General features: G+C 64.2%; 20 protein-coding genes. 17 read left to right on the forward strand and 3 right to left on the reverse strand.

The features are described 5' to 3' along the window. Positions 1-161 precede the first annotated feature (161 nt). From ACOQFP_RS04650 to ACOQFP_RS04690, 9 genes are all read left to right on the forward strand, one after another. Entirely contained in the window at positions 162-647 is a 486-nt protein-coding gene (locus ACOQFP_RS04650) for a fluoride efflux transporter FluC (protein WP_027494245.1), read from the forward strand. Beyond that, positions 644-1,009 carry a fluoride efflux transporter CrcB gene (gene crcB, locus ACOQFP_RS04655; protein ID WP_027494244.1) on the forward strand — a complete coding sequence of 122 codons (366 nt, stop codon included), beginning with the start codon at positions 644-646 and terminating at the stop codon, positions 1,007-1,009. The genes ACOQFP_RS04650 and crcB overlap by 4 nt, the downstream gene beginning before the upstream one ends. Before the next feature lie 26 nt (positions 1,010-1,035). Further along, positions 1,036-1,596, forward strand: a complete 561-nt coding sequence (locus ACOQFP_RS04660; protein WP_027494243.1) for a universal stress protein — start codon at positions 1,036-1,038, stop codon at positions 1,594-1,596. Between the two features lie 367 nt (positions 1,597-1,963). Then, on the forward strand, positions 1,964-2,842 hold the full coding sequence (locus ACOQFP_RS04665) for a phosphatase PAP2 family protein (RefSeq protein WP_051364869.1): 879 nt from the start codon (positions 1,964-1,966) through the stop codon (positions 2,840-2,842). A 312-nt stretch (positions 2,843-3,154) separates the two neighbouring features. Next, on the forward strand, positions 3,155-3,586 hold the full coding sequence (locus ACOQFP_RS04670) for a MerR family transcriptional regulator (protein WP_027494242.1): 432 nt from the start codon (positions 3,155-3,157) through the stop codon (positions 3,584-3,586). Next, positions 3,583-4,617 (forward strand): arsenic resistance protein, encoded by a 1,035-nt coding sequence (locus ACOQFP_RS04675; protein ID WP_051364866.1) that lies wholly within the window; start codon positions 3,583-3,585, stop codon positions 4,615-4,617. Before ACOQFP_RS04670 ends, ACOQFP_RS04675 begins: the two co-directional genes overlap by 4 nt. A gap of 170 nt (positions 4,618-4,787) precedes the next feature. Further along, positions 4,788-5,693 carry a LysR family transcriptional regulator gene (locus ACOQFP_RS04680; RefSeq protein WP_230074817.1) on the forward strand — a complete coding sequence of 302 codons (906 nt, stop codon included), beginning with the start codon at positions 4,788-4,790 and terminating at the stop codon, positions 5,691-5,693. A 69-nt stretch (positions 5,694-5,762) separates the two neighbouring features. Next, the gene (locus ACOQFP_RS04685; protein ID WP_080729195.1) at positions 5,763-6,935 is read left to right on the forward strand and encodes a TDT family transporter; all 1,173 of its coding nucleotides are present in this window, start codon (positions 5,763-5,765) and stop codon (positions 6,933-6,935) included. Positions 6,936-7,030: 95 nt separating this feature from the next. Continuing rightward, positions 7,031-7,378, forward strand: coding sequence for a hypothetical protein (locus ACOQFP_RS04690; protein WP_051364864.1), 348 nt, complete (start codon positions 7,031-7,033; stop codon positions 7,376-7,378). A 31-nt stretch (positions 7,379-7,409) separates the two neighbouring features. Here the strand turns inward: ACOQFP_RS04690 and ACOQFP_RS04695 are convergent, their stop codons facing one another. Further along, positions 7,410-8,045 carry a uracil-DNA glycosylase gene (locus ACOQFP_RS04695; protein WP_051364861.1) on the reverse strand — a complete coding sequence of 212 codons (636 nt, stop codon included), beginning with the start codon at positions 8,043-8,045 and terminating at the stop codon, positions 7,410-7,412. A gap of 756 nt (positions 8,046-8,801) precedes the next feature. On the opposite strand from ACOQFP_RS04695, the gene ACOQFP_RS04700 reads away from it, so the two are divergent. From ACOQFP_RS04700 to ACOQFP_RS04720, 5 genes are all read left to right on the forward strand, one after another. Then, positions 8,802-9,641 carry a hypothetical protein gene (locus ACOQFP_RS04700; RefSeq protein WP_032370115.1) on the forward strand — a complete coding sequence of 280 codons (840 nt, stop codon included), beginning with the start codon at positions 8,802-8,804 and terminating at the stop codon, positions 9,639-9,641. 400 nt (positions 9,642-10,041) lie between these two features. Further along, entirely contained in the window at positions 10,042-10,404 is a 363-nt protein-coding gene (locus ACOQFP_RS04705; RefSeq protein WP_080729194.1) for a hypothetical protein, read from the forward strand. A 183-nt stretch (positions 10,405-10,587) separates the two neighbouring features. Further along, positions 10,588-10,920 (forward strand): hypothetical protein, encoded by a 333-nt coding sequence (locus ACOQFP_RS04710; RefSeq protein ID WP_052066937.1) that lies wholly within the window; start codon positions 10,588-10,590, stop codon positions 10,918-10,920. Positions 10,921-11,264: 344 nt separating this feature from the next. Next, positions 11,265-11,882, forward strand: coding sequence for a class I SAM-dependent methyltransferase (locus ACOQFP_RS04715; protein ID WP_032370114.1), 618 nt, complete (start codon positions 11,265-11,267; stop codon positions 11,880-11,882). Beyond that, entirely contained in the window at positions 11,879-12,226 is a 348-nt protein-coding gene (locus ACOQFP_RS04720) for a DsrE family protein (RefSeq protein ID WP_032370113.1), read from the forward strand. The genes ACOQFP_RS04715 and ACOQFP_RS04720 overlap by 4 nt, the downstream gene beginning before the upstream one ends. Positions 12,227-12,262: 36 nt before the next feature. Here ACOQFP_RS04720 and ACOQFP_RS04725 read toward each other — a convergent pair whose 3' ends face one another. Together ACOQFP_RS04725 and ACOQFP_RS04730 are read right to left on the reverse strand one after the other, a co-directional pair. After that, positions 12,263-13,135 (reverse strand): cytochrome c biogenesis CcdA family protein, encoded by an 873-nt coding sequence (locus ACOQFP_RS04725; protein ID WP_032370112.1) that lies wholly within the window; start codon positions 13,133-13,135, stop codon positions 12,263-12,265. Between the two features lie 11 nt (positions 13,136-13,146). Next, on the reverse strand, positions 13,147-13,878 hold the full coding sequence (locus ACOQFP_RS04730; RefSeq protein ID WP_032370111.1) for a DsbA family protein: 732 nt from the start codon (positions 13,876-13,878) through the stop codon (positions 13,147-13,149). 104 nt (positions 13,879-13,982) lie between these two features. Here ACOQFP_RS04730 and ACOQFP_RS04735 point away from each other — a divergent pair, with 104 nt between their 5' ends. From ACOQFP_RS04735 to ACOQFP_RS04745, 3 genes are all read left to right on the forward strand, one after another. Beyond that, positions 13,983-14,495, forward strand: a complete 513-nt coding sequence (locus tag ACOQFP_RS04735) for a hypothetical protein (protein WP_032370110.1) — start codon at positions 13,983-13,985, stop codon at positions 14,493-14,495. 79 nt (positions 14,496-14,574) lie between these two features. After that, the gene (locus tag ACOQFP_RS04740) at positions 14,575-14,982 is read left to right on the forward strand and encodes a DUF302 domain-containing protein (RefSeq protein ID WP_032370109.1); all 408 of its coding nucleotides are present in this window, start codon (positions 14,575-14,577) and stop codon (positions 14,980-14,982) included. Beyond that, positions 14,983-16,155 carry a hypothetical protein gene (locus tag ACOQFP_RS04745; RefSeq protein WP_032370108.1) on the forward strand — a complete coding sequence of 391 codons (1,173 nt, stop codon included), beginning with the start codon at positions 14,983-14,985 and terminating at the stop codon, positions 16,153-16,155. The last annotated feature ends 18 nt before the right edge of the window (positions 16,156-16,173 follow it).

The raw sequence follows: 16,173 nt of genomic DNA on the forward strand, positions 1-16,173 counted from the left end.
AGAATCTCGAACGTACATCGGATCTGCTTGGGTCGATCCCTGGTCAGGCTATAGTGGTGTCCGGCGATGGATCTCCGCCGAGACCGCCCCGTAGGGGGTTGTCTGAACCGCCCCAACCCTGGGGCTGATGGCTCCTTTCCCTGAGTGGAAGGAGTCTGTCCATGAACGGCCATCACGACCCGAATCCGACCCTACCGGTCGATCCCGACAGTGCGCCCCCAAGCCCGCTGCATGCGCGAGCGTCCGCGATCGCCGCCGTCGGTGTCGGTGGATTGGTCGGGGCCCCGCTCCGATACCAACTCGGACTGTGGTGTTCCTCTGCCGCGAGTGGCTGGCCGGTGACGACCTTCGCTATCAACATCGTCGGGGCGTTCCTGCTCGGAATGCTGCTGGAGGGATTGGCTCGCCTGGGCCCGGACACAGGGTGGCGGCAGCGGGTCCGGCTGTTGGTGGGCACCGGGATGCTCGGTTCGTTCACTACCTACAGCACACTGGCCGTCGATACCGATCTGTTTCTGCGCAGCCATCAGTGGTGGGCCGCCGGCAGCTACGCGGCCGGCACCGTACTGGTGGGTCTGGTCGCCACCACCGCCGGAATCGCGATCGCCGCGCGACTGCGGACACGGCCCGCGGAGGCAACACAATGACGACACTCTGGATCGCCTGCGCGGGCAGTGCAGGGGCGATCGTCCGTTTTGTGCTCGACGGGGCCATCAGGCACCGCCGGGCGTCGGATTTTCCCTGGGCGACAGCGATCATCAACGTGACCGGATCACTGCTCCTCGGATTCGTCACCGGACTGATCCTTTTCCACGGACTACCCCAGGAACTTCAGCTGATCGTGGGCATCGGTTTCTGCGGCGGGTACACCACCTTCAGCACCGCCAGTTTCGAGACGGTGCGGCTGATCCAACGTCAGAAGTACATCGCTGGCGTGTTGAACGCGGTCGGCACCCTGCTGGTGACTGTCGTCGCCGGCGGTGCCGGTCTCGTCCTGGCTTCCGTATGAGGAGAAAACAATATGAGGAGAAAACAATGACCGAGGACGATCCCAGCCACGCCTCCTGCGACGACCTAGGGGACTGGCGCGCTCCGCTACAGGTGGACGGCCCCGCCGCCTCGGTAGAACCGGTGTGCCACCTGGTCGTGGGGTTCGACCGGCACCCAGCAAGCCACGCTGCCTTGACCTACGCGATGGACCTTGCCGGTCGACTGAACGCGTTCCTGCATGTAGCGCACATCGTCGACACCGATGACCTGCCGATCGACCCGGACAGCGACGACTGGGAACAACGCATCGCCGACGCTGTCGAACAAGAGCGCCGCGAGGCATGCGCGATGCTGGCCGCCATCCCCGGGAACTGGGCGTTCTACTCGAGGCGGGGCAACCCGGCTCGACTGTTGACCACGATCGCCGACGCCAACGACGCCCTGATGATCATCATCGGTACCACCCGCGGCGGGATGATGTCACTGGTGGAGAGGGCCGTCGGCGAATCGGTGTCCGCGACACTCGCCCGCCACGCCCACCGCCCGGTCCTCCTCGTCCCCGCTACCGATAGGCAGCATAGTGACGCAGCCCAAACACGCCGGTGACCCATCCGCCGCACCGGGTTCCCGCCGCGCGCTTCCAGAAAGAAATCCACCGAACCGCCACGACCATCGATGGGGGGCGTGTCGGTTCGTTGTCGCGTTCGGGACGGTCAGCATGCTCGCGGACTTCGTCTACGAAGGTGCCCGCTCGATCACCGGCCCCCTCGCCTCGCGGGGGGCTACCGCCTTCGTCGTCGGGGTGTGGTCACCGCATCCGACGAGGTCGCAGCGCTGATGGTGCGCTCGGTCTCCGGCCCGGTGGCATACACCAAGCCGCCGCTTCTGGGCGTCGACGTTTCCGGTTACGCCCACCCCGTCATCGCCGTGCACTTCCTCTGGATCGCCGGCGCACTGGCGCGTCTGCGTTCTCGTGATCGACGAACGGAGCGGCAAAGCCATCCGTTCCCCAGCCGAAAACCGATCTGCTCTACGACATTCGATTCCCGCGTCGCTCACCGTCGTTCCCGCAATCCAGGTCATCGCAGTGGCCGCCCTACTCGCCACCGGTCGTCGCCGCACCTGGCACCCCACCGTCCATCCCACGCAACCCAACCAAGGAAAGTCACCTATGTTTCCTGCTCGTCCGTGGATTCGGCCGTTTGCCGCCGCTCTGCTCGCATTTGCCGCACTGCTCGCCGCCGGCACTCTCGCCTCCACCACTGCTGTGACAGAGGCGGGTCTGCGGTTCCACGACCGTATCGCCCTTCATCGCGCCGGCTGGGCCACTGCCCTCGCCGAATTTGTCACGGACTGCGCACAACCGGTCGTCGGAATCGTGGTGGCGATCGGTATCGCCGCATGGCTCACGTGGAGAGGCCGACGGGTCGACGCGGCATGGGCCCTGGCAGTGATGGCATCTACCCTCGTCGTGTCGACAATCGCGAAATACAGCATCCGCGAACCCCGTCCCCCGCAACGGTTCTGGCTGATTCCTCCCGACACCGTGTGGTCGTTCCCGTCTGGACATACAGCGGTGGCTGCGGCCATGATCGGGCTTGTGGTCCTGCTCACCGCTCGGGCGCACGTAATTGTCCGGCGGTTGGCCCGCACGACATCAGTGCTGTTCGCGCTCGCCGTCGCTGCCTCCCGGCTGTACCTCGGCGTACATTTCCCGCTCGACGTCGCCGCGAGCATTCTTGCCGCCAGCACTGCGCTCCTCGCACTGTGGACCATGTGGTCGATCCCTCCGGTCCGACACTGGGTCAATGTCCGGCTCGGACCGACCCCTCAGGCAGCCTCACCCGACTGATCGCGGACCCACTCCGACTCCGAGCACTACGTGACGGGAAGGTGAATACAAGTCCGCCGTCGACCGTCCGCGGCTGGTAGCGCAGGTGAGGATCGTTGCCCACAACTCGATACCCTCAGGTTGGTCAGCCGTTGAGAGCGTGCACGCCGACGGGGCCTTCATCTCGCTGAGAGGCGTCAGGTCTAGACGGATGAGCGCCCGGACGTCCGGGCGCGGTCTCGCTGGGAACATGGCCCGACGTTAGCCCCAGCACCTGCGTGGAAGGTCAAGGATTTGACCTTCCACCCGACTCGAAGGTTTATCCTCGTGCGCATGTCCGCTCTGCGCATTTCACAGCTGTCATCGGCGACCGGCGTCCCGGCGACCACGCTACGGTTCTACGAAAGCGAGGGCCTGCTCCCGGCGGACCGTTCGGCGAACGGTTACCGCGTTTACGACGACCGCGCTCGGCAACGCTTGGCGTTCATCACCGCCGCCAAGAGCCTGAACCTGTCGCTGCCGGAGATCAAACTTCTCCTTCGTGTCTGGGAGAAAGACTCCTGCGCAGCAGTCAAAGCCGAACTCGGCCCCGCCATCGAGTCCCACATCGCGCACGCCAACGAATCGATCGCTCAATTGACCGCTCTGCGTGAGAGTTTGACCGACGCGCTGGCCCGGCTCGGGGACACACCCGACGCGCCGACGCCATGCAATCCGGACTGCACCTGGCTGATCTCAGCGAACACCGCGGTGGGCACCGCATGAACATATCGAGCACCACCTCGGTGGTGGCGTGGCTGGAGAAGTTCCAGATCCCGCTCTACCTGCTGGCCCTGCTCATCGGTGGCGGTGTCGGTTTGGGTGCGCCGTCGTCGGCGCATGCGTTCGAGATTGCTATCAATCCGGTACTGATCGTGTTGCTCTACGCTACGTTCCTCGCGGTTCCGTTCTCCGCCATCGGCGCATCGCTGCGCGACGGCACATTCTTGCTCAGCGTCGTAGTACTGAATTTCGTGCTCGTTCCAATCGTCGTATTCGCTCTGACCCGGTTCGTTGCTGCTGATCAGGCGGTACTCGTCGGTGTGCTGTTGGTGTTGTTGGCTCCCTGCATCGACTACGTCATCGTCTTCAGTGGGTTGGCCGGTGCAGCGTCGGAACGGCTCCTCGCGAGCGCGCCGCTGTTGATGTTGTTGCAGATCGCGTTCCTGCCGCTCTACCTGTGGTTGTTCGTCGGGTCCGAGCTGGTGGAGATCATCGACATTGCACCGTTCGTCGAAGCGTTCGTGCTGTTGATCGTTGTTCCTCTGGTGTTGGCGGCCCTGACGCAAGCACTTGCGCGTCGTCGGCGTATCGGCACCCAGATCATGGATGTGATGGCCGCGGCGATGGTGCCGGTCATGATGGCCACTCTTGCCGTCGTCGTGGCGTCGCAGATCGACGCAGTCCGCTCCGAAGGCTCCCAGCTGTTTGCCGCGGTGCCGATCTTCGTCGCGTTCCTGGTCATCATGGCGGTTGTCGGATGGGCGACGGCCAGAGTGACCCGCCTGGACGTCCCGGACGCTCGGGCCTTGATCTTCTCCGGTGCCACCCGAAATTCGTTGGTCGTTCTGCCGCTGGCGCTCGCGCTGCCACCAGCACTGTCTCTTGCTGCCGTGGTCGTGGTGACGCAGACACTGGTGGAGCTGATCGGAATGGTCGCCTACGTCCGACTCATCCCCTGCCTTGTCCCAGCTCACGCTGCGAGAGCACCGGTGAAGTTCGAAACAACTCGCACGAACCAAGGCAATCCTGGGTGACGAGAACTGGATAAAAGCAGGTGGCGTCAGTGAGGGTGAACGAACCACGGGATCCAGTGCCGCGACCCCGTTCCACTTCCCGCGAGCATTGAGCATCGAATGGGGACTTTTCCGGCAAACGCGCCTGTGGGCTCCGCGCCCGCTACGACTGCAGTCTCTACGCTGGCACCGTGCCCCTGCCGACCCATGTGACCGACCTGATCAGCTACGAATTATTGCTGTCCGTCGCCGAGCTGGGAAGCATCGGACGCGCAGGGGAGGCGCATGACATGTCGCAGCCAGCGGCGAGCGCACGCCTGAAAGCACTCGAAAGCCGCATCGGGGTAGCACTCCTGCATCGCGGGCAGCGAGGTGCCACCCTCACCGCAACCGGCGAACTGGTCGCCGGCTGGGCCGAGCGCGTCATCGCCGAAGCCGCCGAGCTCGCCACGAGCATCGCAATGCTGCGCACCGACCGCCACAGCCACATTCGTATCGCCGCAAGCCTCACCATCGCCGAATACCTCATACCGCGATGGCTCATCACACTGCGCTCCCACGACACTTCCATCACACCGACTCTCACCTCCGGAAACTCTGTCGACGTAGCCGCATCGGTGCTCGACGGCCGCGCCGACATCGGATTCGTCGAAAGCCCCGATCTGCCCAGCGGACTCCACTCGAAGGACGTTGCCCGCGACGAACTCGTCGTCGTCGTCGCCCCCGATCATCAATGGGCTCGACGAACGATCACGGCGAGCGAACTGGCCGCGACACCGCTGGTCACCCGCGAACCCGGGTCCGGCACACGTCTCGCGCTCGAACGTGCGCTCCGGACTGCGGGCCCACTCGCCGCGCCACTGCTCGAGGTGTCCTCCACCACTGCCATCAAAGCTGCCGTCATCGGCGGCCTCGCACCGGCCGTACTCAGCTCCCTCGCGGTATCCGCCGAGATCGCCGCCGGAACGCTGGCCCGCGTTCACACAGAGGGGCTCGACCTGCGCCGGTTCCTGCGTGCCGTGTGGCCCGCGGGCCGTGAACTGCGAGGACCGTCGAGCGACCTGCTCGTCGTCGCCCTCAAATCCCCGCAGTCATAACCTGAGGTTGGGACCGGCCAGGTAATCGGTGTCTACCGGTGACGACTGTGTGCGAGGACGCTGGAAGTCATGACCACGACAGCTCTGCACCGCTCCTCCATCACGTCTCGGCGCGGCGACGATACCGAGCGGCCGCGCAAGTGGCCGGTGCTCTCCGACCTCGACCACCCGAGCCAGATCTTCGAACACATCACCCCCAACTGGTTCGCCTCGGTCATGGGCACCGGTATCGTCGCCAACGCCGCCGCCACCCTGCCCGCCCACATCCCCGGACTGCACGTGTTCGCAACGATCGTGTGGATCGCAGCGTCGGTCGCCTTGATCACACTCTCCGGTGCCTTCGCAGTGCACTGGATCCGACACCGGCAGTATGCGCGTGAGCACGCCGCGCATCCGGTGATGGTGCAGTTCTACGGCGCACCCCCCATGGCGCTGCTGACCGTCGGTGCCGGGACGATGCTGCTGGGCAAAGACGTCATCGGAGCGGCGCCCGCAACCGTGATTTTTGCCGTCCTGTGGACCGCTGGCACAGCCCTCGGGCTGATCACCAGCATTCTCGTGCCCTACCTGATGATCACCGCCCACGATCACCAGACCGCCGTCGCACTCCCGGCGTGGTTGATGCCCGTCGTACCGCCGATGGTGTCCGCCTCCACCGGTGCGCTGCTGCTCCCTCATATCGCGGATGGGCAATGGCGCCTGGCCATGCTGTCCGGTTGCTACGCGATGTTCGGGCTGTCACTGATCATCGGAATGCTGACCATGACGCTCATCTACGGACGGCTCGTCCACGGCGGAATCCCGCCGGTCCAGGCAGCACCGACGGTGTGGATCACCCTCGGCATGATCGGTCAATCGATCACCGCCGCGAACCTGCTCGGCAACGATGCACCCTTGGTGTTCACCGGCGAGACCGCCTCCGTCGCAACCGGCCTGCACGTGTTCGGCATTCTGTACGGACTGACGATGGGCGGCTTCGGCGTCTTGATGTTCACCCTCGCAACCGCCCTCACCATCCATGCCGCCCAGAAGGGACTGACATTCTCACTGACCTGGTGGTCGTTCACCTTCCCCATCGGCACCTGCGTCACCGGTGCCACTGCCCTCGGCGGCGCTCTGGGGTCGGCCGCGGTCGAGGCCCTTGCAATCGGACTGTATGCGGCCTTGCTCGCAGCCTGGGGCACAGTCGCCGCCCACACTCTCCGCGGCAGCGTGCAAGGAAAACTTTTTCAACCCAGCTGAACCGACCGCCGGGTAGTACCCACTCGGAACGCTGATACCGAACGAACAGCGTTGATCCAATCGACCACTGACCCCGGAAAGGACTCACGATCACGATGAACACACCGAATGCAGACACACCGACTTCCGATACCCCGAGACGGGGCAGCCGCGGACGCGTCTGGGCACGAGTCACCGAAAATTATCTGACCTGGCTGTTGCTGATGGCGGGAACAGCTGCTGCGGGGGCCTTTCTCACGGCCCTCGCCGGCGGGTTCGAGGGCTGGACCGTCGTCGCAGCGATCGTGACAGTGGTGCTGTTCGCGGGATGTTGGTTCTCATATCGAGACGGTGCACGCCGGGGTGCCGCCGAACCACACATCATCCAGTACCACCCCGACAGCCCGGACGAGGTGATCGACATCGACACCGACACCGGCGAACGCCAGCCCCACCAGGACTGACCGGTCGGAGGCAGCAGCAGCACGATCCGCCCTACCTCAGCACAGTGCGGGGTTCAGGTGCCTTCTCCAGGTGCGTTGCGACCGACAGTGCTGCGTTGATCAACCGCTGGCGAGCAGCCGCCGGTGCGTGTGCGTTGCGAGCCGAGGGGTGCGGTGCCGCTATCACCGGGAGGAGGCGGGTGGGAGCAGATGCAGTGATGACGCGCATGTAGCCATCGAGAGCCTTCGCACCAAGAACGAAAACCACCTCCAGTTTCGGCAGCAAGGCCATAAGCTCGCCGACATATGGGCCCGCCTCACCGAGAACGGATGCCGTCGGCGATACCGGATGACCGGCGTCATCGAGCACTGCCCACGGCACAATATTCCACTTGACGCACTGCACCCGGTCGATACCCGCGTCGGCGAACACCGATTTCAGCACGGGGTTCGTTCGATCTGGATTGTCGAACGAACACATGTTGGTCCCGCCCGGACGTATCGTTTTCGGCCCCGGAGACTCCAACAGCACCAGACAGCGAGCCGCGTCGCCGCCGTCGTCGGGATCGAACAGTGGAATGGACCGTGCAGTGTCGATCCTCCATCGCAACACCGACGCATTGAGTGAGCGGACCGGGGCATCGTGCGCTCGGGCGTGCTTTCCGGACCACACGTCATCATCTGTCATACGCCGCACTCACTGCTGACCCACGCCACACGTACTGCTGGCCATGGGGAAACGCACCGTGAGCCGTAGACGCCAGCTCTCGGTGGCTCGCCTCGACGACCACTGCTGAGCGTTTGACGACTCCGCTGCCTGAACACACCTATGAGATAACCACGACAGGCCGTGTGGTGCCTATTGCACCCGTCTTCTCATCGACTTCGATTCCAGATCAGGTCGGATACCCCCTAGGGTACTTACATACCCCCCTTGGTATATGCCACAGTGGGTACCGAACCGACCGAAAGGACCACCTGCGTGCTCCCCCACCTCGTGCCCGGCATGCGGTAAGACCACCTGGGCCGGTTGCGGTCGCCATATCGACAGCGTCATGGCGAACGTTCCGCAATCGCAGCAGTGCACCTGCTCCACCGAGTCGCCAAATCCAGCAACACGCAGCAGCTTCTTCCGCTCTCTGTTTCGTCGCTGACACCTCACCTCGCAGCACTTCGAGAGCATTTGTCAGTTTCAGAAGACGACTGCACTGTTTCAGAAGTGGACTGCACTAATCACTTCTCGCGACCGCGAGAGCGTCTCGTTCTTCCCGCGCCAGGGTGAGGTTGCTGTAGAGGGCGGATCGTTTCAATCCTGGTCAAACGCGCACCCAAACCGCAGCAAGCCGGTCAGGCCGACTGCCTCGAGATGCAGTTGTCCTGCAAACTGAAACGATTCGGCGTGCCCTCTTGAATCAGTGGTGTGAATCAATGACAAAATCGGTAGATGGGTGTGAAGGATTGGTGGGACGGTCCGCGCCAAGAGGCGGTTCCGCGTACGGTTGCTGTAGGCGGGATACTTCTCAGCCTGGCCGCACTGGTCGCTGGTCTGACCCTGCCCAACAGCGCAAGTTTCTGGATCAGCGTGTGCGCTGCTCTCTTCCTTGTCGGTCCTGGCCTGGTGTTCTCGAATTTGCTTATAGCGCGGTGGCAGAACCGCCGAGTCGAGAGGCAGGCACTTCCATGGCTTGTCTCGATCTGCGCCCTGCTCGCTCAGTCCTTCGACACATGCCGACAGGTTCTGGCGGCTGCAGGCGTCGAACATGAGTTGCCGCCGACACCGAACAAGTGCGACGTTGCGGCTCTCTTGTCGGTGGCCTCGTCCTATCCCGAATTGTTCTGGCAAACATTGTCGAACTCCCAGCCGATCCCTGATTCCATCCGGTTGACGCAAGACGATCTCACCCTCACACACTTCGGGTTGGTTGCACAGATGTTGCGAGAGGCGAGTTCGCTTGTCCCAGTATCTGCTTCATCTCAAGTCGCAACTTTCGCCGAGGCCTGGGCCGAATCCGCTGGCGTGACAATCGTGCACCATCATCGAGAAGACGGTCGGGCCGTTCTAGAGCGAAAAATCGGGTACCCGCAGATTATCGATGCGGCGAGAACCGCAGAACTCAGTCCGACCTTGGTGGCGCACTTCGATACACAGAGTCTAGCCGAGCTGGCTGTGAACCAACTGCTTCGTACTAAGCGGTTGCTAGAAGTGATCGCCGCTGACCTTCCCACTGATGTAGCTAGTTCTCTTCAGGTTTTCGACGTGCCGCAGTTCGATCCCGCAGGCTGACCAGGTTCAACTTCGCTGTCCCGCGTCATCGCAACAGCCGCACACTCGAATCTGGATGACCCAGAAATGCAGTCCACTTCTGAATTCGACAAACGGTGAAAATGTTCGCGCGCGGACTTTCTTCTGTCTGCACGTCCAACATCGTCATGTCTCGTGCACTTGACGTGTGTCCGCCGAGCCGTCGCCATCTTTGCTTCGCCGGCGCTGTTTGCGATACGCAGTATGTCTCGGTCTACGGCTGCCGTTCTGGCCTGTCGGGCAGCCTGGGGATCGATTACTGGCATGCCGACCCGTGGTGGTCTCTGCTGACTTTTCCGTCTGCGCTGCGCGAGGTTTGGGTGTATCGGATACGGCTATGACTTCTGTGGGCCGTTGTCGAGCCAGGAGGAAGGGAGCCGCTGTGAGTGTTGACACCGAAAAACGGTGGCACGACCCTCGGGAGTTCCGTAGAGCGAGTCTGTACACCGCGGTGGTGATCGCCGTTGCTGCTGTCGTTGCCGTCGGCTCGTTGCTTTCTGGAGGTAGCCAGGCTGAGCAGTGTCAGGACGCTGCATTCCGCGTTTGCCGGGATCCGGAACGGCTGGTCCTGGCAGTAGGCCCTCCGACGGTGTTGTTGGTTGGTGGGCTGGGCGCTTTCGGACGGACCTTTCGGGTGTGGCGTGCAGGTGGAGTATGGCCGATCTGGCAAGGGGCAGGATGGTTGCTGTTGGCGCTGATGCTCGTCTATTTCACCGCATCCAGCGGCGTTGTGGTTGGTGGCTGACCGAGCCGACGACCAATGTGGATGTGTCTTCGTGGTAACCGGATACTGCGCAATAGCTCATCGCGTACGAACCGGGTTGTCGGTCGCCGCTACATAGCTGGTCGCGGAGTTGGGTGAACCCACAGCAAGTTTTCAGTGACAGTCGGCGTCCAGGTCGACTTCGACCGAAGGAGGTAAACGAGAATGAATCCGCAGAGGTCCGGTGACACCGGACGCCCTGGTCGTGCGCAGGTCTGGACGCGGGTGGCCGAAAACTATGCGGCGTGGTTGTTGCTGATGGCGGGGATAGCGTCGGCTGGGGTTTTCCTCACCGCTCTCGCCGGCGGCTTCGAAGGTTGGTCCCTCGTCGCGGGTATCGTCACCCTTTTGCTGTTCGCGGGTTGCTGGCTGTCGTTCCGTGATAGCTCTCGACGCGAGGCTGCCGAGCCGAATATGGTCCGCTACCACCCCGATTCACCGGACGTGGTGATCGATGTCGACCAAGACACCGGCGAACGGCAACGTCACCGGGATTGACAGTTACAACGACGGTGCGTGAACGTTTCGTCTGGTGTCGTACTCTGCGACGAGCGCCGGTATCGACTGCACTGCAGCGGAACTCGTGCGCCTGGCCCGTCGACGTCGAGGAGAACGGCGCAATCCGATGGTCCGCGCGTGGCCGGGTTTCGAGGGCGGTGATAGTGCGCGCCTCGAGGTCCTCCTCGGCGTCGGGACGTCTGTTGTTCGGGTTTGGCTCGACACGCTACGAGCGATGGCGTGCAGATCGACGTTTTCGACATTGCGCACCATTCAGGTACCCCTGGGGGTACTCTGGCGGATTCGAGTACTACCCGGTCCGTGTCTTGGAGGAATGTGCGTAGATGGATTCATCTGAGTGGGATGCGCGTTACAGCAGCGTCGAGCATCCGTGGGGCTCGGCCCCGGCGGCTGCCCTGTCTGCGCGGTTCGCGGAGCTGATGCCGGGCCGGGCGATCGACCTGGGCTGTGGAGACGGCCGCCACGCTCGATGGTTGGCCGACGCGGGCTGGACAGTGCACGCTGTCGATTTTTCTTCTGTGGCAATCGAATTGGCACGCAGCGGCGGCGAGGATCGGTCGATCGACTACACCGTCGCCGACGCTCGGACCTGGGAACCATCCGAACCGGTGGATCTGGTGGCCATCGGCTTCCTGCATCTACCGGTCGACGAGTTGGTCGCCGTCATTGCCGGTGCAGCGAGTTGGCTCGCACCGAGCGGACGGCTGTTGTATCTCGGCCATGCGCTCGAGAACTTCACTCACGGTGTCGGGGGCCCACCCGATCCGTCGATCCTGCCCGCCATCGACGACCTCGCCCGCGCCGCGAGCGGACTGCAGGTCCGCGAACTGGGACACCTGGTCCGCCCTGTCGGCGAGGGTCGGGCCATCGATGTCCTTCTCCACGCACAGCCCTGGGGCACCGCAGCTCACCGCGATCTGAAGAACGGAACCTTCACGTGACCGATCATCCGACTCCCCTGCGCGTGGTGTTCGCGGTGAACACCACACCCACCGCCGTGGTGCGAGCGATCCACAACCTTCTCGATGCTGCGACAGAGCCGGTGACGATCGAAGTCGTGTGCTTCGGACCGGGCCTCGATGCGGCCTTGCGCTGTTCGGATATCTCCCTGGAGATGCGGGCGTTGATCGACTCTGCCTCCATCACGGTGAAAGCATGCCGCAACAGTCTGGAGGGCAGAGGGCTCGGTGACGACGATCTGCTGATGGGTGTCGAAGTGGTTCCCGCCGCAGTACTCCATCTCGCTCGACGTCAGCGAGATGGGTGGTCACAGCTCTACACCTGACATCACAGCCCGCTCCAGTGCCGTAGGCACACCGTCTCAGGGCGTTCGGTTCTCGCGTTCGCCGAGCTCGGAGGACTCGGCTGCGGTGTCGCGGCCTCGACCACGGACGATGCGCACCGTCAGCACTGCGATGATCACCAGCACTGCGATCAGGAGCACTGCGGTGTTCGGTACCGCGTCGGCCACGTCGCTGATCCAGACCTGGAGCGAGTACTGACTGTCGACACCCATGACGCCGCCGAGGTTCGCTGTGCCCTCCGTGAACAGGAACAGCACTCCGATACCGATGAAAAGCACCCCCGATATCAGAGACGTCGTATGCGTTTTCAGCGGTCCGATGCTGATTTCCTTGCCGCGCAGCCACGTTCGTGATCCGAGCGAGAACCGGTCCCAGACCAGCGCGAGGACGAACAGGGGTATCACCATCCCCGCTGCGTAGAGCGCCATGAGAACTCCGCCGTACGCGGCCTGACCGCCGGCGACGGCGACGGTCAGGACCGCGCCGAGCAGGGGTCCCGAGCAGAATCCTGCGAGCCCGTAGACCGCGCCGAGGGCGAACACCGATCCGGTGGAGGAGACGTCGATGCGCGCGGCTGCTCTCTGCGCGGACCCCAGCGCGAAGCCGCGACCGACGATGATCATCACCCCGAGGGCGATGATGACCACACCGCCGATCATGGTGGTGACCTCGCGATACCGGGTGATCGCCGAGCCGATGGCCCCGACTCCGGCACCGAGGGGCACCAAGACCGCCGCGAGCCCGAGGTAGAAGATCCCGGTGCGGCCGGCGAGCTTGCCGGCCCCGTCGAAGGCGTACGCGAAGAAGGAGGGCAGCAGCAAGGCCGAACATGGACTGACCAACGCCAGGAGCCCGCCGAGAAATGCTCCGAGAAGTCCGATCTGCGACATCGCGGGCCGCCCTACGCGCCGGCTGCCGCGTCGATCAGATCGACGAATTCCGAGAACGGTTGCGCGCCCAGAACCGGATCACCGTTGACCGAGAACGCCGGAGTGGCCGGGATACCCAGCGACTGTGCTTCGGTGGAGTCGGCGGTGATCGCGGCGTCGAATGCGGTGCCGGTGGCGTCGGCGGTGAACCGAGCCATATCCGGTACCCCGGCCTGTTGCGCGTAGCTCTGCAGCGACTCCAGTGTCAGGTCCGCGTGACCGGTTTCGGGAGCATCGGCGTAGACGGCGCGGGTGAACTCCCAGAACTTGCCCTGGGCGGCGGCGGCGCGTCCGGCCCGGGCAGCATCGAACGATTGTTGCCCGAAAATGGGTAGATCTCGCCATTCGATGCGCAGGGTGCCGGTATCGACATATCGATCGATAAGTTGCGGCTCGGTTTCCCGGCTGAACTGGGCGCAGAACGGGCACCGGAAATCCGAGAAGGCGATCATCACCACCGGGGCGTCGACATCGCCGAGGGCCATCGGATCATCGGGCTCGCGGTGCGCAAGATCGCCGAGCGGTCCCATCACCGGCGGTCCGCTCACGCTGCTCGACCCGGCGGCCGGCGACGCCGCCTCCGACTGCTCGTCGCCACCGGTCGTTCCGAGTACGAGAGCTCCCACGAGCACGGCCGCCACCACCACGGCGATGGCCAGGAGCACGATGTCACGGCGGCGAGTGGAGCGAGATGTCGAAGTCATGCAATACCTTTCGGCAGTCGGACACTGGCAGCGATACCCATCTGGGTATAGCCTCACAGTGTCACCCTACTCACACAACTACAACTCGTAGGAGATCCCAGCCGATGACAGAGCCCGCCACCTCCGACCGCCTCGACGTCGATGCTGCCGGCCGTTCCGATGACGGGGTGATCGCCGAGTCCGATCGTTTCCGGGGTTGGGGGATGCGGGCGGCACGCGGCACCGTCGCCGGTGTGGTCACGGTGTTGGTGGTGGGCATTCCCACCGACATCATCGACACGCCGATCTTCGGCCGTGAGGTGCCGGTGCGGGCGTGGGAGCTTCCGGTTCTGCTGGCCACGGCCCTGTTGACCGCACTGTGGTTCGGGATCGACAAACCCGCGCAGGTCGAGCGGACCGGCACACCCGCCGCTCTCGGTGTGGTCCTGACTTTCTTCGCCGTCGGATGTCCGGTGTGCAACAAGCTGGTACTTCTTGCGCTCGGCACCTCGGGTGCACTGGGGTTGTGGGCACCGATACAACCCATCCTTGCCGGGGTGTCCCTGGCGATGCTGACGGCAGCGGTGATCGTGCGATGGCGCAAACGCGACTGCACCTCCGCGTCCTGCGCAGCATGACCGGGCGGGCGCCTACTCACCCGCGCACCGACCATCGGGTGACCGACACCCGAACCGATCGAAAGGAACCGAAGGAACTATGACCGCATTGGCCATCGGCACCCGCGTGGACATGCCGTTCGAGGAAACCGTGGACGCAACCCGTGAGGCACTCGCCGAACAGGGATTCGGAGTGCTCACCGAAATCGACATGCAGTCGACCTTGAAGAGCAAGATCGACGCCGACATCGAACGCTACGTCATCCTCGGAGCATGCAATCCGCAGTTAGCGAAGGCTGCCATCGACACCGATCGGCAGGTGGGGTTGCTGCTGCCGTGCAACGTGGTGGTGCGAGCCGACGGCAGCAGCACCATCGTCGAAGCGATGAACCCCCAAGTGATGGTGGGTCTCTCGGATGCAGCGGGCCTAGCCGAGGTCGCCGACCGGGCCACTGCACTGCTGCAGAGCGCGATCATGGCACTCGGCGGAGACAGCACCACCGCATAGATGGGCGCGCACCGTATCGGCAGAGCGGCGGCGATGATGGGGACCGTTGCACTGTGCGCCGTCGCGCTGGCGTCGGGGTGCAGTTCCTCACCTGCTCCCGACGCCGCAGGCACCGATCCGGCGGCGCATCCGTCGTCGCCGGCCGCGCCGCCGCCGGGCTTCGGAGACACGGCCCTGTGGTCCATCCCGTTCCTGTCGCAGCCGCACATCGTCGAGGACGGGTTCGTCGGAGTCGTCGACTCCTCGGACGCATCCGGTTCGCACCGGGTGCAGGTACTCGACGACACCGGCACACCACGATTCGGCGTGGACGTACCCGCCGATCGCGACGAGTTCGCGGTGACCAGCACACACAACCGTGAGCTGTTGATCACCGAAGACATCGATGATCCCGGTACGGGTGCACCGGCCACGATGACCGCCCGCGATACCCGCACCGGCGACCTCGTATGGGGTCCGGTCTCCACTGCAGGCTGCCTGACCGGGTCCGGACTGCTGATCGACGCCGACTGCTCGCAGACAGCAAAGCCCGCAGCCGTGGCCGCCATCTCCGCAACCGACGGACACCGCACCGACCTGACGGGTGCGATCTCCGAATCCGGTGGATACGCGATCACCGTCGACGGCGACACAGCGCGCATCGTGACCGCCGACACCGGCAACACCGCCTGGTCCACCGACACCCTCGCCCCGCCCCCCGCAGCGATCCCCGGGACCGCCCGATTCGTCGCCACCGCCGGCAATGCAGTGGTCGTGGCATGGACGATCCCGACCCGTCCCGAACCGATCCAGGCGGTCTATCGACTCTCCGATGCCGAGCTCCGATGGATCAGCGGTAGCCGCAGTCCGATGGTGGTGACCGCCGACAGCAGTAGCGGGGCGACGATGATCACCACCGCAGACCTCACCGACGACGGAATCGCTGTCCTGTTCGAGCAGTACGGCACCCGAGGTTTCACCGCCGATCAATTTCCCGGTGCCGACCGCTTCGCTCTGGTCGGCGGCATCGTCTACGGCGCGTCGGACTCGGGAGTGACTGCCATCGATGCCACCTCCGGCCGCGTCACCGGCACATCACCGAGTGCCGCACCGACAGCAGTGACCTCGAACGGTGTCGCATTGGCCCAGAGCAGCGACGGGTACACCGCGTTCAAGGTGATCCCCCATTTCTGAGCTGCCCGCCCGCGCACC

Origin of the sequence: Rhodococcus sp. MALMAid1271 (genome assembly GCF_049195265.1) — a bacterium.
Taxonomy (GTDB): Bacteria; Actinomycetota; Actinomycetes; order Mycobacteriales; family Mycobacteriaceae; genus Rhodococcoides.